Raw genomic sequence first — 25,377 nt, forward strand, 5'->3', positions numbered from 1 at the left:
CCAGCCCGTCCCCTCCGGTGGACTGTATCCTTCTCCGCGAGATATAGATTCTGAACCGAAATAATTTCTTCATCCCTTCATCTTATACGAAAAAGCCGTGATTTAAAAACGTTTCTGCAATATTTTCTGCAATTTAATATAGAAATTGAAATGTATCGCGTCGGCGAAGGCTTCCGCAAAGAGATGATTGGAAATTTTTCAATAAAATCTCACAGCAAGACGCAGCAAAAGGGCCGCCTCCAAAAGGCAGCCCTAATCTGTTTCCTCACTTCCCGGCTCTGATCCGCAGCTCTCCGCCGCTCCGCTCATCTGGAACCTGGATAATGATTGCGCCGCTTTTGCCGTTTCGTGCCCAGCCCTTGCGTCCTTCCTTCAGCTCATCCAGACTGATCTCAGGCAGCCCGTCCACATCATCAGCCGAGAAGAAAGGATAGCAGAGCGCGAAGCGCAGCATCTCCCGCGGGGGCTTGTAGGCATCCATTTTATAGAACCAGTTCAGCAGCAGCCCGTCTCCGGTCCCTTGTGCCTCCACTGCGATCTGTGAAAAGGCCCCTTTGCGGTACGCAAAGCTATGCCCGTCATCCTCATACAGCGTAAACGATGCCGTGAAGTCTTCCTCTGCCTTAGCCCCGTACAAATGGAAAATAACGGTCTCCGCAGTCTCTTCCTGGGCATATTGCTTCAGCGGACCCTCCGCCGTAAAGCTGCCCGCCTTCACATACATCGGCATGATGTGCAGCGGTGCAGCTGCAAGAATGTGTTTCCCGCCCTCATGCACCTCGCCGTCCCAATAATCCAGCCAGCAGCCCTCCGGCAGATACACCGAGCGGTGATCGGTATCCGGGCGGTACACCGGGGCGATCAGCACGTTGTCACCCAGCAGGAACTGATCACACAGATTGGTCACATGGGGATCACGCGGATACTCCAGAATCAGCGGCCGGATTACCGGCAGCCCGCAATCTTCCGCTTCATGGAACAGGTTATAAATATGCGGCATCCACCGGTAGCGCAGGCCGATGAATTCGCGCAAGATGCCCTCGACCTCCTCTCCGAACGACCAAGGCTCCTGACGCAGCGTACCGATGGACGAGTGATTGCGGCAGTAAGGGAAGAAGACACCCATCTGCGTCCACCGCACCAGCAGCTGTGCCGAGGTGTGATGGGCAAACCCGCCGATATCCGGACCGGCAAATGCCAGTCCAGACAGACCCATATTAAGCACCATCGGAATCGCCATGGCCATATGCTCCCAGAAGCTGCGGTTATCCCCGGTCCACACTGCAGCATACCGCTGGATGCCTGCGTAGCCGGCTCTGGTCAGCACAAAAGGCCGTTCCCCCGCCATATGCTCCGCCAGTCCCTCATAGGTCGCTTTTGACATCATCATGCCGTACAGATTGTGGTATTCCTCATGGGTGACCGGACGCCCGTCGTTGAAGTGCATGACATCAAGATCCATCGTTTTGGATTCGTTGAACACCGCCGGTTCATTCATATCATTCCAGATGCCCTGGATGCCGAGATCCGTGTAATATTTATGCAGATCGCCCCACCACTCCGCCGTCCGGCTGTCACTGAAATCCGGGAATGCACTGATGCCGGGCCAGACCTCGCCAAAAAAGATATCCCCCTCCAGCCTCCGGCAAAAATGCTTGTTCAGCACGCCTTCTTTGTACACCTCGTATTTCGGGTCTTTTTTGACACCGGGGTCCACAATCGGCACAATGCGCACACCCAGCCGGCCAAGCTCGGCAATCATCTTCTGCGGCTCAGGGAAATTAACCGGATCAAAGGTGAATACCCGGTACTCGTCCATATAATGAATATCCAGATAGATAACATCGCAGGGAATATTCTTCTCGCGGAAGGTCCGGGCCAGCTGCAGTACCTCCTGCTGATTCATATAACTGTAGCGTGACTGGTGATAGCCGATGGACCACTTTGGCGGAAGGGCGATCCGTCCGGTGAGGGCAGTGTATCTTTTGACAACATCCTTCATCTTAGGCCCGTTGATAAAATAAATATCATAAGCCCCTGTGGAGCAGCCAACCGTGAACGCCACCCCGTGCGAGCGCATATCAAAGTCACTGCGGCCCGTGTTATCCAGGAACAAGCCGTAAGTCAGCTCACCGTGCATGTGGATCAGCAGCGGAATGGATTCATACAGGGCCTCAATTTCCGGCAGATGGGGAGCAAATACATCCGTATTCCAGTTCGTATAGCGTTCCCCGCGCTTATCGAGAAAGCTCGACTTCTCACCCAGCCCGTAAAAATGCGAATCCGGCTGCATATCATATTCCGCATGACTGGCCCCGCGTGGATTCCAGCTGGCCAGGTTCTGCTGCATGATCACTTCGCCCGCATGATTCTCCACCCGGATCAGAAAGGATGTCTTCTCTATGATCAGCCGGATGCAGCTAGTCGTAAAAACCAGCTGATCCTCATCCTCCTCCACCGGAAACAGATGCGGTATGCAGCTTTCCGCGAGTACAGCCGGCGTTGTCGTCAGATCAGGCACCTGGCCGTGAAACAGCTTCATCCGGAAGATCTCATCATTTAAAAAGACAAAGGCGATGCCTGCGCGCTCACCACGGACGATATAAATACTCTCCGAGCGCTCCCAGGACTCTACACTGCCCGGGGTATTCCAGGTTTCCGTCATAACCAGCGGCCCCATTTTTTCAGGGCGGATTGCCTCACTGCTCTCCATCTTTGCTTTCCCCCTCCTTGCACCTTCTCGTAATAAATACATATTACCCCGACTTTACTGCGGACTATCCGCGATTTTTATGACCTGCAGGTCATTTTTTTACTGAAATTGGTCTGAACTGTAGCTAAAGCGGGTATATTTTATGTAGGTCAAGACCTCACATCTTAAATATGAAGCTTAGGGAGTGAACCGATCATGACGCGAAGCAATCCGTTGAAGTGGTGGAACCTGCTGTTCTACCTCGGCGTTATCCTTGTTAATACGCTGTCTGTAGCCCTGCCGCTGGGCGGCAACAGCACCCGTGAAATCTCAGACAAATATCATACTTACCTTACCCCGGCCGGCTACGCTTTTTCCATCTGGTCTCTCCTTTACCTTCTGCTTGCCGGCTTTGTGATCTACCAGTTCCGCTCGGACAGCGGCTCCAGGGATTCGGTACAGTCCATTGGCATCTGGTTCATCCTTACCTGTATCTTCAATATGAGCTGGCTGATTCTGTGGCATTATTTATATATCGAACTTTCACTCGCCGCTATGGTGCTGCTGCTGATCTCGCTGATCGTCGTTTACCGCAAAACCAGAAGGATCGACCGTCCGACTACAGGTGAACGCTGGCTGATCCGCTTGCCGTTCAGCATCTATCTCGGCTGGATCTCTGTCGCCACCATCGTGAATGTTTCAGTCGTGCTGTACAAGAATGACTGGGGCGGCTTCGGCCTGGACGGCACGGTCTGGGCGGTCATCATGCTTGTTGTCGGTACGCTGCTTGCCGTACTTGTCAGTTACCCGTACCGGGACAGCATCTTCCCGCTGGTATTTGTATGGGCCTTCATTGCCATCGCCCTGGAGCAGCGGGAAACAGAGAATGTCTTTATCACCGGCTCTGTTACCGCCGCCTTTCTCCTGCTGTACAGCCTGTGGCTGGCGCTTACGCCGCGGCGCAGAAGAGCCTAAGGTATTGAGCCGGAGGAAGGCTTGCCGGCACAAAAAACCCGCTGTCCCGGCGTAGCCGGTTCAGCGGGTTTGTCTTCATGTTTATTTTTTGCGTGCTACTGCTTCAATCTCAACCAGACCATCCTTCGGCAGCCGCGCTACCTCTACCGCACTGCGGGCCGGATAAGGCTCGGTAAAGAAGGAGCTGTACACCTCATTAACAGCTGCGAAATCGTTCATGTCCTTCAGATAAACGGTCGTCTTTACAATATGCTCCATGGAAACGCCGGCTTCCTCAAGAATGGCCTTTACATTATTGAGCGACTGGCGGGCCTGCTCCTGTACACCTTCAGCAAGCTCCCCCGTCTCCGGGTTCAGGCCAAGCTGTCCGGAAGTATATACCCAATTGCCGGCGGCAATGGCCTGGCTGTACGGTCCGATTGCACCGGGTGCCGCATTTGTGGCGATCTGCTTTTTACTCATCATTTATTCCTCCTGTCATTATGTACAGATGATTATGTCCCATTGTACGTCCTCGGCTCTGTTTATTGCAAACTTTCAGGCCTGTCAGCGTCCGCCGATTACATGAATAACCTCATTCGTATAGATATGCGTCCCGCCTGTATCCGCCAGGGCGATATTCACCATGGCCTTGGCAACCTTGGCTCCGGGAATGGCCCGGTAACGGGCCAGCCTGCCGGTCATTGCGAAATCCAGCGCTTTCATGACGACTGCTGCAGCACGTTCGCCCAGCCTGAACTCTGTACGTTCGCCCAGCAGCAGAGAAGGGCGGAAGATATGCAGTCCATGAAAGCCGGCAGCTGCCAGCCCGTCTTCGGCACGTCCTTTGGTCCGGATATAGAAATTGCCGGACTTGGCGTTCGCCCCCATGGAGGAGACAACCAGAAACTGCTTTACTCCGCCTGCTCTGGCCAGTGCGGCTGCCTCCAGCGGATACTTCAGGTCCACATGCTCGAACTGTTCCTGTGAGCCGGCTTTTTTAATTGTCGTACCCAGACAACAGAACACGGCATAGGCTCCGGCGAATGGTTCCTTATATTGCCCAAGCTGCTCCCAGTCCACTATAATCTGCTTCAGCCTGGAATCCGTCAGCGCAAGCCTGCGGCGGACAAGTACACGCACCTCAGTCCATTCCCCTGCAAGCAATTCACGCGTGACGGCCTCCCCGACCAGACCTGTAGCTCCAAGTACTACTGCTATCCTTTCCATTCCATCCTCTCCCTTCCCTGTTATTCACAGCCGGGCGCTGCTGCTATTCATCCCGGAGTATCCGGCGGCCCAGCAGCACAGCAAGGATGATCATCAGCACCCCGACAACGATCTGCATTCCATAGATTTGCGTCCACTCCGGCCAGTCGGCAATCCATTCGTATATTCTGCCCCCGAGCAGCGGTCCAAAAAAAGCCGCCAGCCCGGTAAGCGCAGCATACATCGCCATGTACATCGGCCGTTCCTTCTTCGGGGTATCCCCGATAATAAAGTTAAAGGCCAGCTGGTTGAAGCCTCCGACGCCCATACCGAAAATAATGTGGGCAGCAAACAGAACCGGCAGCATCGGCAGCACGGACAGCATGCCCCACATCAGCGAGGACAGCGCAATGATCGGCAGTGTCCAGAGCAGAAGCCGCTTATTGCTGTATTTGGCGTTCAGATTCCCCCAGACATAGAAGCTGGCCATCATGAACACAGTCTGCGACACATTAAGAAGCGAAAGCGTCTCGTAATTAATATTCAGCAGCTGCAGCATGACGTAAGAATAGAGCGGAACTGTAAGGTTCTGCAGCAGCAGCCAGGCGGCAAGAAACAGCGTCGATTTCATAAACAGCTTATCGTGAAGCGGTTTCCTGAACATCGGCAAAAATGATTTTTCCTCTGACTTTTCAAACGGCACATCCGGGTAAAAGCAGAAAACGATAATATTGGCGATGGCACAGACCCACACGACAATATAAATGATTAGAAAACCATGGCTTCCGGGATAACGGTCCAGCATAACGCCGCCCCCGTACATCACCAGACTGCCAAGCGCGTTCAGAAAAGTATTGCGTATGCCGAAATATCGTCCCCTGACGCGCGCAGGAACCAGGTCGCTGATTACGGAGGTCCACAGCATTCCGCCCGCCGTACTAGAAATAAAAGCAGTTGTATACAAAATAATAAATGCGGTAACCCAATGCTCTTTCGGAAACAGAAACGGCACCAGTCCGGTCGAGCCCCACAGCAGCCTGTGCAGCGCCGTGAATATCACCATAGCCCACTTGCGGCTCGGCAGCTTCTGGATCAGGAAGGCTACACCGATCTGCGCGATATTTACCAGTGTAGTAAGAGCCAGTACAAAACCGATCTGGCTGGAGCTTGCTCCTAAGTACAGCAGAAAGCCCGTCAGAAACTGCCCTTGCAGCAGCACTTGGAAAACAGTTGAGGGAATTCCTTCAATTGTAGCAATTCTTAGATTGTTGCGGTGGACTGAAGCTTTGCGGATTCGTTTGGGACGGGTACCGGGCAGCCTGTTTCTCATGATGTTCATGGGGGTGGTAACACTCCTTCGATGCGGCATTGGCTTCATTCTACTCGGCATCAACCCCAAGTCAATACAGCAAAGTCACAAAGAAAGTTGGAGGCTGCTGCAGCCCTTCATCCCAAGTTACAAGGGCAGGTAAAGTGAGAAGCGGCTCCCCTGCTGCTCTTCACTGTGCAGGGTGATAAACCCGCCCAAAAGTCTCGCCAGATCATTGCTGATGGACAAGCCAAGTCCGGTTCCCCCATATTTGCGCCCGATTGTCGCATCCGCCTGCTGGAAGGCTTCGAAGATGACATCATGCTTCTCTGCGGCAATTCCAATGCCGGTATCCTGCACGTCAAAAACGATCCAGCGCCGCAGCAGGGTTCCTTCCTTCTGCTCTATTGTGCGGATGTTAAGTGTGATGCTGCCTTCCGTAGTAAATTTAACGGCATTCGCGAGCAGGTTACGGAGAATCTGCTGCACCCGCTGGGGATCCGAATGAATGATTTCGGGTACCTCTGCATCCTGTGTAACCTTGAACTCCAGCCCCTTCAGCCGGGCCGCTACACTGAACTGCAGTGCCAGCAGCTCCGGAATTTCGCTGACGCTCAAGTCCTCCTTGTTGATGTCCAGCTTGCCGGCCTCTACCTTGGACAAATCCAGAATGTCATTAATGAGCAGGAGCAGATCCTCGCCCGAGCGGTGGATAATCCCGGCATATTCCCCGGTCTCCTCCGGGCTCAGGGAATCTCTGTTTTCTTCTATTAATTGTGACAGGTTGATAATACTGTTCAGCGGCGTACGCAGCTCATGTGACATCGTAGCCAGAAACTCTGATTTGTACTGCGAAGCCAGCATCAGCTGCTTGGCCCGCTCCTCCAGAGCAATCTTGTTCTTGTGCAGCTCCTCGGTCTGTGAGGATAGCAGCTCATTGGCACGGACAATCTGCCCGTTGCGCAGCAGCTCCAGCTGGAAGTCACGGATAATCAGCGCGAACAGCAGACTAAGGACCAGGCCTCCGGCCAGGGTCACCGGCATAATCTCTGTAAGATAAATCCGGCCCGGAATCACGCCAAAAATAAGGATATTGACCGTATTGAACAGGTTGACTATGAGGATTACCGCCAGTCTCTTGAAGCGGAGCGATGCAGCAGAGCGGCTGACCCACAGGCTGAGGCCGGCACAGACAAAGCCCAGGATAGACAGATTAATCACGCCGGCCATCGCTGCTTCATTTACGCCGAAAGTCAGGCGGGTGATCCCGGTGCCTACGCCGATCAGAATCAGAATGAACGGCTGCGGATAAGCCAGGGTAGAGATAATCAGCGGCACAATACGCAGATCAAAGATCACATGTTCATCCAGCCTGTAACCGAAGAAAGAGCTGACCCAGCCGGCAAAAATCGCTACAAGAACCCAGCATATCTTTTTTACCTGTTCAGGTGCATATGTAATAGTATGTTTATATATTAAATTGCCCAAATAAGCCAATGTTATCAGCAGCGCTGTATTGACAAAAAATATTTTGAGATATTCCATTGCTTCACTCCCGCACCTCAAATAAATAACGTCTTGTCCATACTATCATATAGTTCCTTGAATTCATAAAACCACAGTTCCAACGTTATGTATATATGAATCCTGAATTAAGTGCACATAACAAGAAGAAGAGCGCAAATCATATACGATTTGCGCTCTTCTTCTGAAGCGAGAATAAAGGCAGTCTTCTATTCCAACGCTTTTTTGGCACCTGTTGCCGACTTGTTTCTTCAATTACAGGTCCCCGTCCCTTGTCCGGCTCATATTCAGCCTGTGTCCATAGCTCTGCATCAGGAAGCTTATAATACCGGGGATTATAGGTACAGAACATGTCGCCTTGCTGGGTTAGCACCCGGTCAGCATGCACTTCAATAATCCTTCCGGTGACGACGGTCGGCTTGTACATAGGACACCGCCTCTTCATGCGAATGTGACTAGCTTATTATTTCGTAAAAGGATCCGTTAGCTCCGGACAGACTGCCCCCAGTTACGGTACTCTTCCTCAGCCTGATCTTTTGTGTGACCGTAGCGTTCCTGCAGCTTGCCGATTAATTTATCCTTTTCCCCGTCAATTACATCAAGATCATCGTCAGTGAGCTGGCCCCACTGCTTTTTGGCCTCACCTTTGATCTGCATCCATTTTCCTTTGAATACGTTGCTGTCCATACATGTTCATCTCCTTAGTTTCCCTGTAGTTGTAGGTATATTCAGAGCTTCACGTGCTATTGTTTTATTACCCGTCGGCGCCGGCAATGAATCCTGAACAGCGGAACGGCAACGTCGGATTTTGTCACATAATAGTCTTTTATAAGAGGGTGTTCAAATTTTTTAAAATTTGATATAGTACAAACATAGCTAAATTACTTACAGATAAAATTTTTTAGGTTTAAGTGATTATTTTCACATGTATGAGCGTGTTATTATGCTAAAATGCCTTCGGAGCAGAAAGAAGATGTTTTAAATTTTACCTTTTGTTTACTGATAAATGTCAAAGCACTGCAACAAAACAGGTCTTATACCGATAACAAGAGTGACATTTGTCATTTATAAAGTGATAAATGTCACTTCCAAGTCTATTAAAATGTTTTACATTTTAATATATATATTTTAAACTATTTTGGAGGTCATAACAAATGAAAAAAGCTTCTGTAATTTTGTCGAGCGCCCTCGTTCTAGGCACCCTGCTTGCAGGCTGCGGAAACAACAACAACGCTGCTAACACTGCTGCTACCAACGCTCCTGCCGAGACAACTGCACCTGCTGCAACTGATGCAGCGACCAACGCTCCCGCTGAAGCAGGCCAATATCAGGACGGCACTTATTTCGGTACTATTGAAGCTGATCCAGAAACCGGCTGGCAGACTTACGCTTTGCTGACAGTAGAAGGCGGTAAGATCACCAAAGCTGACTGGAACGCATTCAACGTTAAAAATGCCGGCGACCTGAAGAAGAAAGTATCCGAAGACGGTAACTACGGTCTCGTTGCTAAAGGCGGCGCCCAGGCAGAATGGCACGAACAGGCTGCAAAGGCTGAAGCATTCCTGATCGAAAAACAAGATCCTGCTGCAATCACTACTGATGCTGAAGGTCATACTGATGCTATCTCCGGCGTATCCGTACATGTTAACGACTTTACTGCTGCTGCACAGGCTGCTCTTGCTGCCGGTCCTGTAGAAGCTGGTCCTTACAAGGACGGCGGCTACAAAGCTGAAGGCGAAATGGATGCTGAATCAGGCTGGAAATCCACTGTTGCCCTGACTGTTGCTAATGGTAATGTTGTAGCTGTTAACTTCAGCGGTGTAAATGCTGCCGGCGACGACAAGAAGCAATATTCCATCGATGGTAAATACGGCATGAAAGCCGGCGGTGCTTCCGCTGAATGGCACGAAGAAATCGCACTGGCTGAAAAATACTTCCTTGATAACAAAGGTGCAGCTCCTGCCCTTGATGCTGAAGGCAAAACAGACGCTATTTCCGGCGTATCCATCCACGTAGGCGAATACTTTACTCTTGCAGAAAAAGCACTCGAAGGCGCGAAATAATTAATTCGCTCTCCTCTTGCAGCTAATCAGACGAATGAGGTGAATTTCTCTTGAAGAAAATAGTCATTTTGGGCGGCGGCTACGGCGGCGTACTCACGGCTAAGAAACTGGCAAAGAAATTTAAGAACGACAAAGATGTAGAAATTAAACTTATCGACCGGAATCCCTATCACACTCTTTTGACTGAGCTGCATGAGGTTTCAGCGAACCGCGCGCCTGAGGATTCAATTAAGATCGATCTGAAGAAAATCTTTGCAGGTCTTAAAGTTGATGTAGTTCTTGATGAGATCAGCAATATCGATTTCAAGAACAAGAAGCTTAAATCAGATAAAGCTACTTATGCTTATGATTACCTGGTAATCGGCACAGGAAGCAAACCGACCTTCTTCGGTATTCCTGGAGCTGAAGAGAATACCTTCTCCTTCTGGTCCTATGACGACGCGGTAGCGCTGAAACGTCAAATCCGCGATATGTACACCAAAGCTGCCAAGGAAAAAAATCCGGCCATACGCCGTGCAATGCTGACCTTCGTTATCATCGGCGCCGGCTTCACCGGTGTCGAGCTGGTCGGTGAAATGGCTGAACAGCGCGATGAATTGTGCAGAGAGTTCTTTATCGATCCTTCCGAGGTACGCCTGATTGTTGCGGATATGGCTCCTAAGGTTCTGCCGATTCTGCCGGATAAGCTGATTCAAAAGGCTGAAGCCCGTCTACGCAAGCTGAATGTAGAAATCGTAACCGGCGCAAAAATCACCGAAGTCGGCAAAGGCAGCGTTGCCCTCGGCGAGAAGAACGTTGTTGAGTCCCAGACGATTGTCTGGACTGCAGGCGTTGAAGGTTCGGAAATTGTGGGCAACCTTGATGTTAAACAGGAAGGCCGTAAACGTATCGTTACCAACGAGCACCTGGAGAGCGTTGACCATAAGAATGTCTATGTTGTCGGGGATAACATCTTCTTTATTCCAGAAGGCGAAACCCGCCCTGTACCGCAAATGGTTGAGAACGCTGAACAAGCGGCTCCAGTCATTGCCGGAAACATCACAGCTGACATCAAAGGTACAGCTAAAAAAGCCTACAAACCGGGATTCCACGGTACGATGGTTTCCATCGGAAGCCGCTACGGTGTAGCGAACGTTGGACTTCCAGGCAAGCTGTTCATGCTTACCGGTTTTATGGCTATGCTGTCCAAACATTTTATCAATATGTTCTACCTCTCTCAAGTGGTAGGTTTTAACAAGGTATGGACTTACATGATGCACGAGTTCTTCCATGTTGAGAACCGTAAGAGCTTCCTGGGCGGCCATTTCTCCAAGCGTTCGCCTAACTTCTGGATCGTTCCGCTGCGTATGCTGCTCGGGGGAATGTGGCTGTATGAAGGTATCGACAAGCTGAAGAAGATCTGGGAAGATCCGGATAAGATTTTCCTGATTCCGGCTGCTCCTTTTGCTACTGATGCTGCATCCTCTGCCAGTGTAGCTGTAGATGCGGTTAAAGATACAGTAGACGCTCAATCGGCAGCTTCAGCTGTATCGACTGCCAAAGAAGCCGTATCTGCCCTTCCGGTTCCAGGATTCATTTATGACACTACCAACTGGTTCATGGATTTAATGTTCTACAACAACGACGGTTCCTACACTTTCCTGGCTAAATGGTTCCAAATCGGTATGGTTTGCGCCGAAATCGTCTTTGGTGTGATGCTGATCGTCGGCCTGTTCACAGCGATTTCCTCGATAGCAACCATTGCTATGGCAGCTATGATCTGGTCTTCGAAGATGGCAGCAACAGAAATGCTCTGGTATGTTGCAGCAGCGATTGCCTGCATCGGCGGCTCCGGCAGCACCTTCGGCCTTGACTACTACGTTCTGCCTTGGCTCAAGAAGCAGTGGAAGAGACTTCCGCTCGTACGGCGCTGGTATCTCTTTACGGACTGATATTATTATGTGTTTTATATGTGCTACAGTTGAATAATATATTCTAAGGAGTAATGTGTCCCTGGGACACATTACTCTCCTTGTTTAACAAGGTTTTAAAGATTGGTTTTGTAGGGATAATCAGGGCGGTGGATGCTTCCGTCAAAACCGACATGAAGGAGAGAAGCTTAATGAACAGACAACTTATTGAAGATGCTTTCCGGCAATTGCAGGCTGAAATGTCCCCGATCGCCGGTATTCAATTGGATCTCTCTCCGGCGGAATGTGAGCGGATGCTCGCGGTACTGGAACGCCATGATCTGGAATATGACCGTAAAGTCCATTTGCTTGGTATTTATAGCATTCTTACCCTGGCTGCTGAGCGCCATATGGAATGCGTCCCACATCACCCCGACCTTACCCGCAACATTTTGGACGGAGATTATTTATACAGCTTCTATTTGCAGTTCGCAGTGAAATGCCGTGAGCTGGACCTGGTTGCTTACCTCGCTTCCTCCGTTAAGAAAATGCAGATCAGACGTTCAAATGGAGACTTCGCAGAGTATAATCCGGCGGCTGGAATTGATGAATTCCTTCTCCAGGAGAGCAGGCAGCGAAGCCGCACAAGCAAAGCCATTTGACAGGTGGGAATCCGATAGATGAAGCTGCATGAATCCTTAAACATTGACCTGAATGAAATTAACCGTGAAATCGAAAATATAGTGGCTCGTGATAAGGATGTCCCCAAAAAATCACAGCTCGCCCAGAGTATCCTGGAGCTGGTCGGCTCCGGAGGCAAGCGCCTGCGTCCGCTTATGGTCATTGTCGGCGGCCGGTTCGGCCGCAAACCAGCCGGACGCAGAACACTGCAGCTCTCTGCCGCTGCTGAATTTATTCACGCCGCCTCTTTAATTCATGATGATATTATCGACGATGCCGAGCTGCGGCGCGGCGGAGCCGCCCTGCATGTGAAGACCGGCGTACTCTCCGCTGTCCATATCGGCAATTACATGTCCGCCAGAATCATCGAGCTGTTAAGCAAATATAGCGGAGACAAATACCGCTACGTCCATGACCTGTCATCTGTAGCTACCGCCCAGCTCTGCCTTGGGGAATACCAGCAGATGGAGCATGCCTTCGATTATGATCTGACGCTCGAGCAATACCTTGAGAAGTCCCTTAACAAGACGGCGATGCTGATGGCTACCTGCCTGCGGGTAGGCGCACTCTCTACAGAAAGTCCCGAAGAGGTGGCCCAGCTCCTGTACCGCTTCGGCGAGGCGCTGGGCATGTCGTTTCAGATCCAGGATGATCTGCTCGACTTCACCCAGTCTGCCGAGAAGCTGGGCAAGCCTGCCGGCAGTGATCTGCGGCACGGCCAGGTAACGCTTCCTGTCCTGTTCGCCCTCCAGGACCCTGCGCTCGCTCCAGCGATCCGCAAGATTGGCCCCGGTTCCTCCGAAGAAGAGGTTACTTATGTACTGAATCTCATTACCAGCAGCGATGCCCTTGCCCGCACTGCGGAGGTGAGCCAGAGCTATCTGGACCAGGCGGCTGCCATTATTCAGCAGCTCTCCGGGTATCCGGCTCATGCCGATCTGCAGACACTGCTGCAGTATTTTGCCGGCCGTGATTACTGAGATATTAAGGTATGTATAAACACATTAAGCCGTATCTTAAACGTGTTAAATTTTAACTATTCCTCAAAGAGCCTTCGGGCTCTTTTTTTGCGTTCTGGCGCTATGGGAATACGGGGAGACTACGGCGATTAACTAAGTGGAAATTCGCCATCTAATTTTCTGAAAACCACCGGAAATAGGATAATAGATGGAAAAAGCACACTTAATATGATCTCTTTTGCGTCAAAAAGGAATTCCCGGCTAAATTAAGTGTTGATTTTCCACCTATTCACTACAATTTTAAAAAAACAGGGAATTTAGTTAGCGAAAATCCACTTAGATGCTCATGACCTGCAGCTTGTGTCCCTTTCTATCTTTATTTTTGCTTTTGCTTTTGCTTTTGCTTTTGCTTTTGCTTTTCAGTTTTTGCTAAACCAGCGAACGCAGCAAAGCGCCCGTGAGCGTTGTTTAGCAGTTGTTTGTTTTTCGGGGTTCGGGGTTCGGGGTTCGGGGTTCGGGGTTCGGGGTTCGGGGTTCGGGGTTCGGGGTTCGGGGTTCGGGGTTCGGGGTTCGGGGTTCGGGGTTGGGTTGTTCTTATTTTTTGGTTTGGCTCTAAACGTTGTTGCACAGCAAAAAGGCCGCGTAGCCAGCCTTTACGCGCCCTTGCTGCCCGCCCCCTACTGGGCCGGGCCTGTTGTCTTTTTGTTGTTAGCCAAGCGAGGCAAAGAGCGAGCGGAGAGGAATTTTGAGCCTTACGGAGCGGGAGCGTCCGCCTAAAAGCTTTCCAAAGGAAAGCTCGCATCGGAAGCATACGCTATGTTTGGATTTCTACCGCAGACTGCGGGTTAAATGAGGAAATCCAAACATAACAGCGGCCGGAAGTCCAAACATTCCTCGCAGCAGAGCCTCCCCTGCCGAGCAACAGCGGGCCTCCCTACCAAGCGCCCCTAGCTGACATAAAAATAATCAATCAGCGTGCACAGTACAATCACCATACTGATCACCTGGTTCAAATTATAAGAAGCCACCTTCATCAGCTTCCGGTTCGACGGCTTGATGATCTGATGCTCCGTCATCAGAAGCAGAGTTGCGATGCCGATGCCGACCAGATACATCCAGCCCAGATCGCGCCAGACGTACAGGAAGAGCAGCAGCAGCACCATGATGAAATGCAGGCCCTTGGAGATGAGCAGCGCATTCTTCAGCCCGAAGAAGCTCGGAATCGACCAGAGGCCGTGCCGCCGGTCAAACTCGATGTCCTGGGTGCCGTAGATGATGTCAAAGCCGGCAATCCACAGCATAACGACTGTGCCGATTACAAACGGTGTGAAGGCAATGTTCCCGGTCACAGCGAACCATGCACCGATGGGCGCTGAGGCAATGACAAAGCCCAGATACAGATGGCTTAGGAACGTGAACCGTTTAGTGTACGAATAACTGGAGATCAGGACAATCGCCACAGGCGACAGAATCAGGCAGAGCAGATTCAGCATGCCGGAGGCAACGATAAACACGGCGTAGTTGATAATAATAAACAGAATAACTTCCTTCTCTGCCAGCAGCTGCTGCGGCAGATGCCGGTGCGCCGTCCGCGGATTCTGCTTGTCAAAGGTGCGGTCAACCAGCCGGTTGAAGGCATTGGCGCCATTGCGCGCCCCGATCAGGGCAATCAGCCCCCACACCATCATATGCCCGGAAGGCCATCCGCCGGCGGCCCAGACCATTGAGATGACGGCAAACGGCAGAGAGAAAAGCGTATGTGAGAACATAACCAGCTCGCTGAACATTTTCAGCTTAAGGGCTGTCGTCTTAAAAGCATTCATAATAACCATTGTATTCGTCCTTTACCTTTGATTCCTGCGCCTGCTGCCGGCTTAAGCCTGCACAGCGGCAGACAAGCGGCGCGAGGCCTGCAGCAGCGCCTCACCCAGCGCCTTCAGCAGACCGTCTATATTCTCCGCAGTAACAACCAGCGGCGGCTGGAAGGCGAGGACATTGCGGCCGATGCCATTTTTACCGATCAGATATCCGCAGTCCTTCATGTCTTCCAGCACATCATCAGTCAGTTCAGCAGCACTCACAGCAGCATTGCCGGCCAGCTCAGCTCCCAGCATGAAGCCGGTGCCCCGCACGTCCGTGATCAGCGCCGGATAGCTTTCCTGCAGCTGCTCCAGTCCGGCTTTCAGGCGGGCGCCCAGCTCTGCCGCACGTGCCGGCAGCTGCTCACCCTCAATATAATCAAGCACAGCCAGCGCCGTAGCTGCCGAGACCGGATTACCGCCGAAGGTGGAGGCCGACGGACGGTTCAGGGAGGCGGCGATTTCATCTGTAGTGGCGAAGGCTGCTACCGGCACGCCGTTGCCGAGCGCTTTTGCCATACTAATAATATCCGGAACCACTCCGAAATGCTCGATTGCGAACATGGCGCCGGTACGGCCGTAGCCGGTCTGGATCTCATCGTCGATCAGCAGCACGCCGTATTGCTCCAGCAGCGCCTTGACCTCGCGGAAATACGAAGCCGCCGGCATAATCATGCCGCCATTGCCCTGAATCGGTTCAACGATCATCGCGGCGATGGTATCTCCCTTTTCTTCCAGGACCCGCTTCAGGCTCTTAATGGACAAGGCTGCCGCCTCTTCCAGAGTCAGATCAGGATGATACGGCCGCTCAATAAAGGTGACATCCTCGTCCAAATAGTTATCCGTCCGCCACATCTGCAGACCGGTTACACTCATCGTCAGATTGGTGCGTCCGTGCAGGCCGCTCTCCAGCGCAATAAAGCCCTTGCGTCCGGTATGCATTCTGGCCAGCAATAGCGCACCCTCATTCGCCTCCGAGCCGCTGTTCACGAAAAAGCTGCGCCGCAGGTTCCCCGGAAGCACCGCCGCAAGCCGCTCAGCGAGATCAACGTTCGGCTGGGTCAAATATACAGTCGATGTATGCTGGAGCTGCTGAAGCTGGGCAATGGTGCGGTCTGTAATCGCCGGATTGCAGTGGCCGCAGGCCACCACAGAGACACCGGCGAAGAAATCCGTGTATTCTTTGCCGTTCTCATCATAAACATACTGCATGCTCCCGCGTACAATTTGCGGGGCATCACGGTAAAAGTGTGCGGTACAAGGATAGAAATACTGCCTGCGTTTGGCGGCGACAGCCTCTCTGCCGATAAATGATGTTGTTTCCATGAAGATGCCCTCGCTTTCGCTTGATGAATTCTGCGCAGAACCGGAAACCGTCCTGTTCAGGACGGCGTAGCCGGTTATTCTTGCTCTACTAACTATTATATCGTCTGCCGCCAGATTTATGGGATAAAAGATGGCGAATCTTCCAATTCGCTTGCCTATCAATCTTCTTGTGAAAAATGTCACTTGAAAGTCTATACTCTGGCAAAATAAACAGCATGTACCTATAATTTTAAATTTGAAATATTAATTAAACTGCAGCGAGCCCAACGTATATCCGGCATACACCGGCTTCAGCCCACCCAGCAGCTCCTCTTTATTTCCCTTGCCGCCAATAGCAGCCTGATATGCTGAAATGATTGTACGCAGCTCTTCAATGCTGTAGGTAGCTCCTTCAATCCGGAAGGTGGAGATTCCCAAGCCGCTCATTTCATCCAGCATCGGCAGATAACACAGCTCTTTGGCGAACAGCAGGTGGCAGCGTCCGTATTGGTCGCGGTAGACCGGATTTTCACCTTTGTCTGTTTTGAGCACAAGCACGTCATTGCTGACAAATATATTATCTTCCTCGCCGATCGGCTCCATAACCTCAGTGTTTTCGAACAGGTCATGCTCCATATACATCAGTGCTGGCGTGCCGTGTACGACAACTTCAAGCGGCAGATTACAGCAGGAGGTAAAGGTGGCAAAATGCTCTAACGTCATCTCTGGTGAAACCGTCAGCTTTTGCAGGCCGAGTCCGGTATACAGTTCTGCAGCCAGATGATTGTATACATTGAGGTTTACATCACCGATCATCGGATAACCCATATCCTTAAAGCGGCGGATCGCTCCCAGATTTGTAACCAGCAAACCGTCTACCGGCAGGCGTTCTCCGCTCAATAGCTGGCTAAACTGGTCAAAATGCAGCTCCGTCATCATCCGCGGCATGCCCAGATACAGCTTCGTCTCACCTTTTAGCGCGCCCAGCTCTTTAATATCCTGTTTGGTTAGCGGCAGATCCGGTTCAAACACGTCGCCCGGCAGATACAAATGCTCTACGCCCAGTTCCAGCGCCAGCTTCGCCTGCTCCATATTGTTAACGCGCACTGCCAGTTCAGGCTTGCTCACCTGCGCTTTTTTGCCTTCTGCCATCCGCTCACGCAGCTGGATTACCCGGCTCTCCGACAGCTCACGCTCTGAAGTAGGGGTGCTGAACACTTTTCCCGTACTGTAGAATTTCCCTGTTCCTTCATAGCGGCGGTTAATATTCGATAATCCCGGCTTGCCAAAAGCGTACGCTGTAGAAAAGTCACGTTTGCGGTTGTTGTACAGTGTTTTGGAGTCTACGGTGCGATCGAATCCAAGCGGATCATCGATATAGCGGTCGATCGCTTCGCCGTAGCTGTTCGCCAGCATCACCATGAATTCCTTGTCGCGCATCCGTCCTTCAATTTTGAACGAGGTAATTCCTGATTCGATCAGCTCCGGCAAATGCTCGTACATGAACATATCTTTGACCGCCAGCGGATACTCAGCAGGGAAAACGTAGCCGTCCTTCTTGATCCGGTAATCCCAGCGGCAGGGCTTCATGCATTTGCCCCGGTTGCTGCTCATTCCGAACACCTGGGAGCTGAAATAGCAGTTGGCCCCGTGCACCGAGCACATATCACCGTGAATGAAATACTCCAGCTCCATTCCGCTTCTCTGCCCCAGCACCTTTGCAGTCTGCAGGTCCATCTCACGTGAAGTGACTACCCGGCTTACCCCGAGATCGCGCAGCGCATAGATCATTTCAAGATTATGGACATTCATCATGACAGAAGCATGAATCGGTACGGTCAGCCCCATTTCGCGGATCAGCTCCAGCACCGCCATATCCTGTACAATCAGCGCATCCGGCTGAACCTCGTCCAGGAACTGCAGATACTCTCTGGCTTCTTCCACATCCTCTTCACTGAACAGATTGTTGACGGTAACATAGACTTTTTTGCCGAGATTATGGGCCATGACCAGCGCCTGGGCAATCTCCTCATGCGACAGGTTGTAGCCTTTGCGCATCATCCGCATATTCAGAACCGGTCCGCCAAAATAAACCGCATCACAAGCCGATTGAATGACTTCCTTGAAGATTTCAAACGTGCCTGCCGGTGCCAACAATTCAATTTCCCTGCCATTAAAATAACGTGCCATGCTTGTTTCCTCCTAAATATTACAGTACTGCTACTGCAACTCCCATGATGATGAACATTACGACGAATAAAGTATCAGCTGCGCCCCACCTCAGGCGGTGATACCGGGTACGCGGAGCATCCATGCGGAAGCCTCTGGCTTCCATGGAATAGACCAGATCCTGCGCCCGGCGGAAGGCGCTTGTGATTACTGGTACAAGCAGCGATATGAGCATCCGTCCTTTTTCCTTCAGCGGCAGCTCCTTCAGATCCGCCCCCCGGGAGGCCTGTGCCTTCAGGATAATCTGCGATTCATCAAGAATCGTCGGAATGAAGCGCAGCGCAAGCCCGATCATCATTGTCAGCCGGTCAGGCTTCAGCCCAAGCTTCTTGAATGGTGAGAGAATACCCTCCAGCCCCTGATTCAGCTTGCCCGGAGTCGTCGTAAACGTAAGCAGGGAAGTGAATGTGACCAGGAACAGCATCCGGATTACAGAAAAAGCACCCAGCCGCAGACCGCCCTCATACAGCGAAAAGGAGCCTAAGGTCAGCCAGGCTTCGCCTTCTTTTACCGAGAGCATCTGTACAATAAAAATAAACAGCATCAAAAAACGCAACGGCTTAGCCGATTTAATGTAATATTTGAGCGAAATGCGCGTTGACAGCATCACCAGAACGGAGAATACCGCCAGCAGACCCATGGCCGCCCAGGAATGTGAAAGCAGAATAATGGCGAGGTACAGCAGCATTCCGGTTATTTTGGACCGGGCATCCAGCTTATGTACCCAGGAGCCGGTCTCTATGCTGCGTCCCAGCAGCAGACGTTCATTCATGGCTATCCCTCATCCCTTCAGCCTGCAGCAAAGATATCCGCTCAGCCAGGCTTTGTGCAGTCAGGCAGGGCTGCTCGCCCTCCAGTCCGAAACGCCGGGCAACCGCCTGCCAATAGCGGAGCGATTGCGGCACACTCAGCCCGCTGCGCTCCAGAATATCCGGGTCTTGCGCAAGCGCAAGGCTGCTCCCCTCAAAAATAAGCCCGCCTTCCTTGAGCAGCGCCCAGTGATCAGCATACGGCAGCAGCTCGTCCATGCGGTGGGTTACAATAATAATGGTCCGGCCCTGCTCGCGGCAGAGCCGCTCCAGCAGTCCGATCAGCTCGGCCCGGCTCAGCGGGTCCAGTGTCGCTGTCGGTTCATCCAGAACAATAATCTCCGGATCCATCGCCAGCACGGAAGCAATGGCCGCCTTGCGCATCTGTCCTCCGCTTAGCCGGAACGGGTTGCGCTCCAGCAGTGCAAGATCCAGTCCCATATCGGTCATAGCCTGACGGGCGCGCGCTTTGGCCTCCTCCGGGCTCATTCCGAAATTCAGCGGCCCGAAGATCAGATCCTTCTCGACCGTCTCTTCAAACATCTGCTGCTCCGGGAACTGAAAAACCAGGCCGACCCTGCGGCGCAGCGGCAGCAGCCTGGGCGCCTTCCCCCCCGCCTGTATCGTCACATCCAGTACCTGGACTGTTCCCCGGGACGGCTTCAGAATCCCGTTGAACAGCTGCAGAAGCGTAGACTTGCCGGAGCCGGTTGCCCCGGCGATTCCGACCATGGATCCTTTGGCAATACTAAGATTAATATCATGCAGCGCCGTCTGCCTCCACAGGCTCCGGTCAGCGTAGGTATAGCTTACTTGCTGTAGTTGTATGGCCATAACGAATCTATAAGCTCCTTTTCACTGGCGGGAACATCCATCCTGATGCCTAAGCGCTGTAATTCACGGGCAAGCTGCCAGGGATACGGCTCACGCAGATGACATTTGGCAAGAAGCTCCTGATCCCGGAACAGTTCCTCGGGTGTAAGATCTGCCGCCAGGCTGCCCCCGTGAAGGGCCAGCACCCGGTCGGATGCCAGAATCTCATCAGCATCATGCGTAATCATCAGAATGGTATAGCCTTCGTCACGCATGCCCTGCAGAATAACCAGCAGCTCGTTGCGGCTGCCCTCGTCCAACATGGAAGAGGCCTCGTCAAAGATGACGATGCCTGGCTTCATAGCTAGAATGGAGGCGATTGCCACCCGCTGCTTCTGGCCGCCGGACAGCTCACCCGGATGTTTGGACAGCAGATGGCTGATTCCCAGCTTCTCTGTATACAGCTTCAGGCGTTCGTCCATCTCTTCATAGGATAAACACAGTCCTTCCAGACCGAACAGGATATCCTCCTCTACGGTAGCCCCGATAAACTGGTTGTCAGGATTCTGAAAGACCATGCCGATGCTTCCGCGGATTGACCCGATGGTTTCTTCTTCCAGAGGCTGCCCGCAGACTACAATTTCCCCTGCGCTTTTGGGAAGCAGGGCATTCAGCAGCTTAACGAGCGTTGATTTGCCGCAGCCGTTCGGGCCGACAATGCTTACCCACTGCCCCCGGGGAACCGACAGTGTAATATTGTGCAGAATAGGGTGCTCCGGATCATAACCAAATGCCACCCCTTCCAAAGAGATGACTGCCTCTCCAGTTTCATTTACAATGTTAGTTTCCTTCATGTTCGTCATCCTTCCGCAGCTAGTGGCTCCGACCGTCCAAAAACTCTTCAAACAGCGAAATCTTTGACAGTGAAGCCACCAGATAACGCACTGCAAAGCCGACCAGAATTCCGGTTACAATCCCGGTAATCAGCAGGATCGGCAGGTAGTACAGAATACTTGCAGAATTAAATACCATGGATGCAGCCAGCAGCTGTCCTGTATTATGGGCAAGTCCGCCGGCGATGCTGATTCCGATGACACTCAGTCTTTTGCCGGTGAAGCGGACAAGCAGGAACATAACCACGAAGCTGAGCAGGGAGCCGAACAGGCTGAAGAGCAGGCTTGAGAACGTACCAAGCAGGAATGCAGTAAGCAGGGTCTTCAGGATCACCAGCACAAAAGCATCGCGCCCGCGTAAAAAATAAATACAAGTCAGAATCATGATGTTGGCAAAGCCCAGCTTGGCGCCGGGCATCAGTCCCATTCCGGCAAGCGGAATCTGGGCTTCCACTATACTAAGCACTACAGCAACGGCCGCAAATATCGCAATAATGACCGTTCTTTTCAGCGCTGTTGCCGATTCCTTACTGGACATAGCCATCGATTTCATCTCCTCCCGAAGTCCCTGCAATCTCTACCAGCACCCGGTGCGGCAGACAGACGATGGTCTGTTTGGGCTGGGTAATCCGGCCGAAGCCGAGACATACCTGATCGGGGCAATCCGCTTCATACATTTCGATTCCGTAATCATGCACTTTTAAAAGGTTATAGCCCCGCTCTGTGCGGATTTCGATACTCTGTTCTTCCTTTGTAAGCTGCACAGTCTTAAATAGCTTGCCGTCCACTGTTATGTTGGCCACGAGATTCTTGCCCGGCCCGCCTTTATCGTCGCCCAGCCATCTTGGCACGAGAAAGGCAAGCGCAGCAATCAGCACGATGGAAATAAGCAGCACGTCTGCGCGTTTCATAGAATTCTCCTTATTTTTTAATTAAAAACCAGACTTCATAATTATAACGGTCTGCCCTTAATCCTTCAATGAATGTAGTCGTTAATTGTCGGTTTTACAGAGCTGTTTCACAAAATAGGCACGCAAGCAGAAGCGGACACCCCCATAATCTGGATGGTATCCGCTTTCTCCTGAAAAGTATAGGTCCGGGAACACGTTCAGCTGTGCTTGCTATCCGGTACGCCCCGGATATTCCCTCTCGTCCTTGTGAATATTTTTGCCGAAGTAGGCCAGGAATAACCCGGCGAACTGCGGATCCCACTGGCTGCCCCGACCCTTCTCCAGAATAGCCAGCGCCTGCTCATGGTCCATGCCCTTGCGGTAAGGCCGGTCCGAGGTCATCGCATCATAGGCATCCGCCACTGCAATAATCCTGCCGTGCAGCGGAATGTCCATCCCTGCCAGAGCGTCGGGATACCCCTTCCCGTCGTAACGCTCATGGTGTGAGCGTACACCGCCCAAGTAAGGAGCCATTTTCTCCACCGGCTCAATCTGGCGCAGTATATTTTCCCCGAGTACCGGATGGCTCTTGATCTGATCGAACTCCTCATCCGTCAGATTGCCTTCCTTGAACAGGACGTTATCGGGTACGCCAATTTTGCCGATGTCATGCAGCAGCGCCGACTTGCGCAGATCGTCCAGGCTTTGACCGGTCAGACCGGCCAGCTGTCCGATAATAACCGAGTACTCCGCCACCCTCAGCGAGTGGCCTGCAGTATAAGAGTCCCGGGCATCCAGAGCAACGGCGAGCGTCGTAAAATAGCTGTCCAGCAGTTGCCGGCTCTGCTGCTCACGGTCCTGTAGTCCGCGCACCATCATATTAAATCCGGCGACCAGCTTGGAGAATTCATCAGAATATTCATCCTGCACCTGCAGGAGGCGTCCGTCTCTGATATTGTTCATGGCCTTATACAGCTCGTTAATCGGATGCTGCACACTGTTGGTCAGGAGGAGGGCTGCCACCGAGGAGAACAGGGTGCCGATCAGCAGCACCATTCCTGCCCAGACCCAGTAATTCTGGACTCCGACCAGCAGGCCGATTCCGTTATTGTTCATGCGTATATGGGTCGCCATAATAAAAAGAAACAGCGGGAACGTGCCGATCAGCATACAGCTGATAAGAAATTTCGGGCGGATGGGCACAAAGACATGACCTTCCAGCGAGAAATCGACCTTGTGCAGCTCCATTGCCCGGTTCCTGAATTCCTTGATCAGCGGAATGATGGCCGAACAGGTCAGATAAAATTCGATCAGCGCATGCATGCTGGCCACAAGCACGGCTCCGAAAATGGCCATCACCAGGTAAAAGTACGGTATAGTAAGCAGACCGGTGTGAATCATCCAGAAGGTCATCAGGGCTGCCGGCAGTGAAAACCCCAGTAGATGCGGGCCTAGAATCCGCATAACTGCTTTTCTGGGTAGCTGGTGGGTGTGCAGATAGGCCGCCTCCAGCACATCCAGTCCAGGCCCCGGGTCCAGCAGGGCCGTACGAATCGGCTTGATCTGCCTTAAGAATACACTGATTTCCGTAACTGCCATTATAATGAATGAGAGCAGGAGTACAATCAGCAGCCGTCCGTACTCTACAATGCTGATCTCCAGAGAAGTAAGCAGGATCAGGCTGCCTACCGCCATAACCCCAATGACGGAGCCGAATAAATAATTGCCAATCTGCTTTCTTAAAAATGCCCCGTATATATTCATTAGCTCTCCAATCCCCGGTCTTACCCAGCTCCTACTTATGTTTGCACTTATATATATTTCGTGATATAATATAGGAATATTTGTTTAGGTGTATATGTATCCCCTTCAAGAAGATGTCAGGCCGATTGTTTTACTTCTTTTCATTATCGGCAATCCGGACACAAAATCTTACGTTTTCTTGCATGACTCTTCCTTTTTATGAGATGAAATTCGAACATAGCATTCCGATTCACACTGGCGCGGCCACGGAGCCGCAAGGACAAGAGAGAGGTAGGGCTCTTGTCGTTTTGGAAGGATTATTCTCGCCATACGGCTGCTGGAAATAACAAGGAATTACGACACCCGTTACGCTCACTGACGGCGGGGGATGAATATACCTGTAAGACATGGTTTAGCTGCTTATACGTTGCAGGAAGCAGGCCATGTGTGGAACATATTAGTGCCCGGTAACCGCGCCAAGCGGATACCGGGCACGTCTACTTTTCAGGGGATCTTTCCGGAATCAATGTACATACCGCTGTACAAAGCCGCTTACCCTGGCGATATACCCCGTCTTATCCGTATCGTAAGCCAGACCATGTCCCGCCCCGTGCACGATCAGCTTTTCTTTCGGGGCACTGCAGGCCTGATACAGCTCCTCCATCATGTAAAAGGGTACGAACCTGTCCGCATCTCCATGAATGAACAGAATTGGCACCCTGGCCTTACGCACCTGCTTGAGCGCGGAGGCATCCCCGAAGAAGTAGCCTGCTTTGATCCGGGTAACCAGGCTGGCACACTGCACAAACGGAAAGCCCGGCAGGCGGTACATCCGCCGGAGCTGATAGGACAACTGCGCCTTCACCGAGCTGTAACCGCAGTCTTCCACGATGGCCTTGACCTGCACCGGAAGCTCTTCTCCCGAAGTCATCAGCACCGTCGCCCCGCCCATGGACACCCCGTGCAGCACAATCCGGGCCTCTGGTCCGGTCTCTTCCAGGATGTAAGCAATCCATTTCACCATATCCCGGCGTTCCGGCCAGCCGAATCCGATATAATGGCCTTCGCTTTGCCCGTGGCCCCTCGCATCCGGTAGCAGCACATTATAGCCCAGACGCTCGTAATACATTTTGGCAATTGCCCCCATATCCTTCCCCTTTCCGGAATAACCGTGGGCGATAATGGCCGTGCGGCCTTCTGCCCGTTCAGAAGGAAGAAAATAACCCCTAAGCTGCAGGCCGTCATCTGAAACCAGCTGGACCTCCCGGAAATGCTGGCGGGAAACCCACTCGGCTCCCTCACCCCAGGAAGCCCCGGCAACAGGCGGATCGAGCTTCAGATCCGGACTGGTGGCCAAAAACTCCTTTGGTGCACGGTGGATTGCCACCCCGTAGAAAAAAAAGCCGGCATAAAGCAGCGCGGCGGCTGCAATGATAATGATTGCTGCTATGATGATCATCCACATCTGTATTGCCTCCTTACAATCAGCATCTGCTTGTTAGCCGCCGGTCCATGTTCTAATATCCTGCGGCTGCTAATGTCTGCAAAGTATAGCA

Annotated in this window: 22 protein-coding genes; 5 read left to right on the forward strand and 17 right to left on the reverse strand. The window is 52.0% G+C overall.

Annotated elements, in window-relative coordinates; translation table 11 throughout:
* Nucleotides 1-265: 265 nt before the first annotated feature.
* Nucleotides 266-2,713, reverse strand: coding sequence for a glycoside hydrolase family 31 protein (locus M2108_RS21490; RefSeq protein ID WP_277471281.1), 2,448 nt, complete (start codon nt 2,711-2,713; stop codon nt 266-268).
* 195 nt (nt 2,714-2,908) lie between these two features.
* On the opposite strand from M2108_RS21490, the gene M2108_RS21495 reads away from it, so the two are divergent.
* Nucleotides 2,909-3,667, forward strand: coding sequence for a tryptophan-rich sensory protein (locus M2108_RS21495; protein WP_277471282.1), 759 nt, complete (start codon nt 2,909-2,911; stop codon nt 3,665-3,667).
* Nucleotides 3,668-3,748: 81 nt separating this feature from the next.
* On the opposite strand, the gene M2108_RS21500 is transcribed toward M2108_RS21495, so the two are convergent.
* The 6 genes from M2108_RS21500 to M2108_RS21525 all read right to left on the reverse strand — a co-directional run bounded on the left by M2108_RS21500 (nt 3,749) and on the right by M2108_RS21525 (nt 8,375).
* Nucleotides 3,749-4,129 carry a RidA family protein gene (locus tag M2108_RS21500; protein ID WP_277471283.1) on the reverse strand — a complete coding sequence of 127 codons (381 nt, stop codon included), beginning with the start codon at nt 4,127-4,129 and terminating at the stop codon, nt 3,749-3,751.
* Nucleotides 4,130-4,213: 84 nt separating this feature from the next.
* Nucleotides 4,214-4,876, reverse strand: a complete 663-nt coding sequence (locus M2108_RS21505; RefSeq protein ID WP_277471284.1) for an NAD(P)H-binding protein — start codon at nt 4,874-4,876, stop codon at nt 4,214-4,216.
* Nucleotides 4,877-4,919: 43 nt separating this feature from the next.
* The gene (locus M2108_RS21510; RefSeq protein WP_277471285.1) at nt 4,920-6,194 is read right to left on the reverse strand and encodes an MFS transporter; all 1,275 of its coding nucleotides are present in this window, start codon (nt 6,192-6,194) and stop codon (nt 4,920-4,922) included.
* A 117-nt stretch (nt 6,195-6,311) separates the two neighbouring features.
* Nucleotides 6,312-7,709: an ATP-binding protein gene (locus M2108_RS21515; protein ID WP_277471286.1), complete on the reverse strand. Its 1,398-nt coding sequence runs from the start codon at nt 7,707-7,709 to the stop codon at nt 6,312-6,314.
* A 139-nt stretch (nt 7,710-7,848) separates the two neighbouring features.
* On the reverse strand, nt 7,849-8,115 hold the full coding sequence (locus tag M2108_RS21520; protein WP_277471287.1) for a hypothetical protein: 267 nt from the start codon (nt 8,113-8,115) through the stop codon (nt 7,849-7,851).
* Between the two features lie 56 nt (nt 8,116-8,171).
* Nucleotides 8,172-8,375, reverse strand: a complete 204-nt coding sequence (locus tag M2108_RS21525; protein WP_068723759.1) for a CsbD family protein — start codon at nt 8,373-8,375, stop codon at nt 8,172-8,174.
* 467 nt (nt 8,376-8,842) lie between these two features.
* On the opposite strand from M2108_RS21525, the gene M2108_RS21530 reads away from it, so the two are divergent.
* From M2108_RS21530 to M2108_RS21545, 4 genes are all read left to right on the forward strand, one after another.
* The gene (locus M2108_RS21530; protein WP_277471288.1) at nt 8,843-9,751 is read left to right on the forward strand and encodes an FMN-binding protein; all 909 of its coding nucleotides are present in this window, start codon (nt 8,843-8,845) and stop codon (nt 9,749-9,751) included.
* A gap of 50 nt (nt 9,752-9,801) precedes the next feature.
* Nucleotides 9,802-11,682, forward strand: a complete 1,881-nt coding sequence (locus M2108_RS21535) for an FAD-dependent oxidoreductase (protein ID WP_277471289.1) — start codon at nt 9,802-9,804, stop codon at nt 11,680-11,682.
* A 170-nt stretch (nt 11,683-11,852) separates the two neighbouring features.
* Nucleotides 11,853-12,302 carry a hypothetical protein gene (locus M2108_RS21540; RefSeq protein WP_277471290.1) on the forward strand — a complete coding sequence of 150 codons (450 nt, stop codon included), beginning with the start codon at nt 11,853-11,855 and terminating at the stop codon, nt 12,300-12,302.
* Nucleotides 12,303-12,320: 18 nt separating this feature from the next.
* Nucleotides 12,321-13,301 (forward strand): polyprenyl synthetase family protein, encoded by a 981-nt coding sequence (locus tag M2108_RS21545; RefSeq protein ID WP_277471291.1) that lies wholly within the window; start codon nt 12,321-12,323, stop codon nt 13,299-13,301.
* Between the two features lie 926 nt (nt 13,302-14,227).
* Here M2108_RS21545 and M2108_RS21550 read toward each other — a convergent pair.
* From M2108_RS21550 to M2108_RS21595, 10 genes are all read right to left on the reverse strand, one after another.
* Nucleotides 14,228-15,112, reverse strand: a complete 885-nt coding sequence (locus tag M2108_RS21550; protein WP_277471292.1) for a UbiA-like polyprenyltransferase — start codon at nt 15,110-15,112, stop codon at nt 14,228-14,230.
* A gap of 42 nt (nt 15,113-15,154) precedes the next feature.
* Nucleotides 15,155-16,465: an aspartate aminotransferase family protein gene (locus tag M2108_RS21555; RefSeq protein ID WP_277471293.1), complete on the reverse strand. Its 1,311-nt coding sequence runs from the start codon at nt 16,463-16,465 to the stop codon at nt 15,155-15,157.
* 243 nt (nt 16,466-16,708) lie between these two features.
* The gene (locus M2108_RS21560) at nt 16,709-18,634 is read right to left on the reverse strand and encodes a peptidase U32 family protein (protein WP_277471294.1); all 1,926 of its coding nucleotides are present in this window, start codon (nt 18,632-18,634) and stop codon (nt 16,709-16,711) included.
* Nucleotides 18,635-18,653: 19 nt separating this feature from the next.
* Nucleotides 18,654-19,445, reverse strand: coding sequence for an energy-coupling factor transporter transmembrane component T family protein (locus tag M2108_RS21565; protein WP_277471295.1), 792 nt, complete (start codon nt 19,443-19,445; stop codon nt 18,654-18,656).
* Nucleotides 19,438-20,316 (reverse strand): energy-coupling factor transporter ATPase, encoded by an 879-nt coding sequence (locus M2108_RS21570; RefSeq protein WP_277471296.1) that lies wholly within the window; start codon nt 20,314-20,316, stop codon nt 19,438-19,440. The genes M2108_RS21565 and M2108_RS21570 overlap by 8 nt, the downstream gene beginning before the upstream one ends.
* Nucleotides 20,292-21,149 carry an ATP-binding cassette domain-containing protein gene (locus tag M2108_RS21575; protein ID WP_277471297.1) on the reverse strand — a complete coding sequence of 286 codons (858 nt, stop codon included), beginning with the start codon at nt 21,147-21,149 and terminating at the stop codon, nt 20,292-20,294. Before M2108_RS21575 ends, M2108_RS21570 begins: the two co-directional genes overlap by 25 nt.
* Nucleotides 21,150-21,168: 19 nt before the next feature.
* A complete protein-coding gene (locus M2108_RS21580) occupies nt 21,169-21,732 on the reverse strand; it encodes a Gx transporter family protein (RefSeq protein WP_068723745.1) in 564 nt (187 codons plus the stop codon).
* The gene (locus M2108_RS21585) at nt 21,716-22,099 is read right to left on the reverse strand and encodes a NusG domain II-containing protein (RefSeq protein WP_068723743.1); all 384 of its coding nucleotides are present in this window, start codon (nt 22,097-22,099) and stop codon (nt 21,716-21,718) included. The genes M2108_RS21580 and M2108_RS21585 overlap by 17 nt, the downstream gene beginning before the upstream one ends.
* Nucleotides 22,100-22,309: 210 nt before the next feature.
* On the reverse strand, nt 22,310-23,842 hold the full coding sequence (locus tag M2108_RS21590) for an HD-GYP domain-containing protein (RefSeq protein WP_277471298.1): 1,533 nt from the start codon (nt 23,840-23,842) through the stop codon (nt 22,310-22,312).
* A 502-nt stretch (nt 23,843-24,344) separates the two neighbouring features.
* Nucleotides 24,345-25,286: an alpha/beta hydrolase gene (locus M2108_RS21595; RefSeq protein ID WP_277471299.1), complete on the reverse strand. Its 942-nt coding sequence runs from the start codon at nt 25,284-25,286 to the stop codon at nt 24,345-24,347.
* Nucleotides 25,287-25,377: the final 91 nt, after the last annotated feature.

Source organism: Paenibacillus sp. PastM-3 (genome assembly GCF_029893965.1).
GTDB lineage: Bacteria > Bacillota > Bacilli > Paenibacillales > Paenibacillaceae > Paenibacillus_AQ.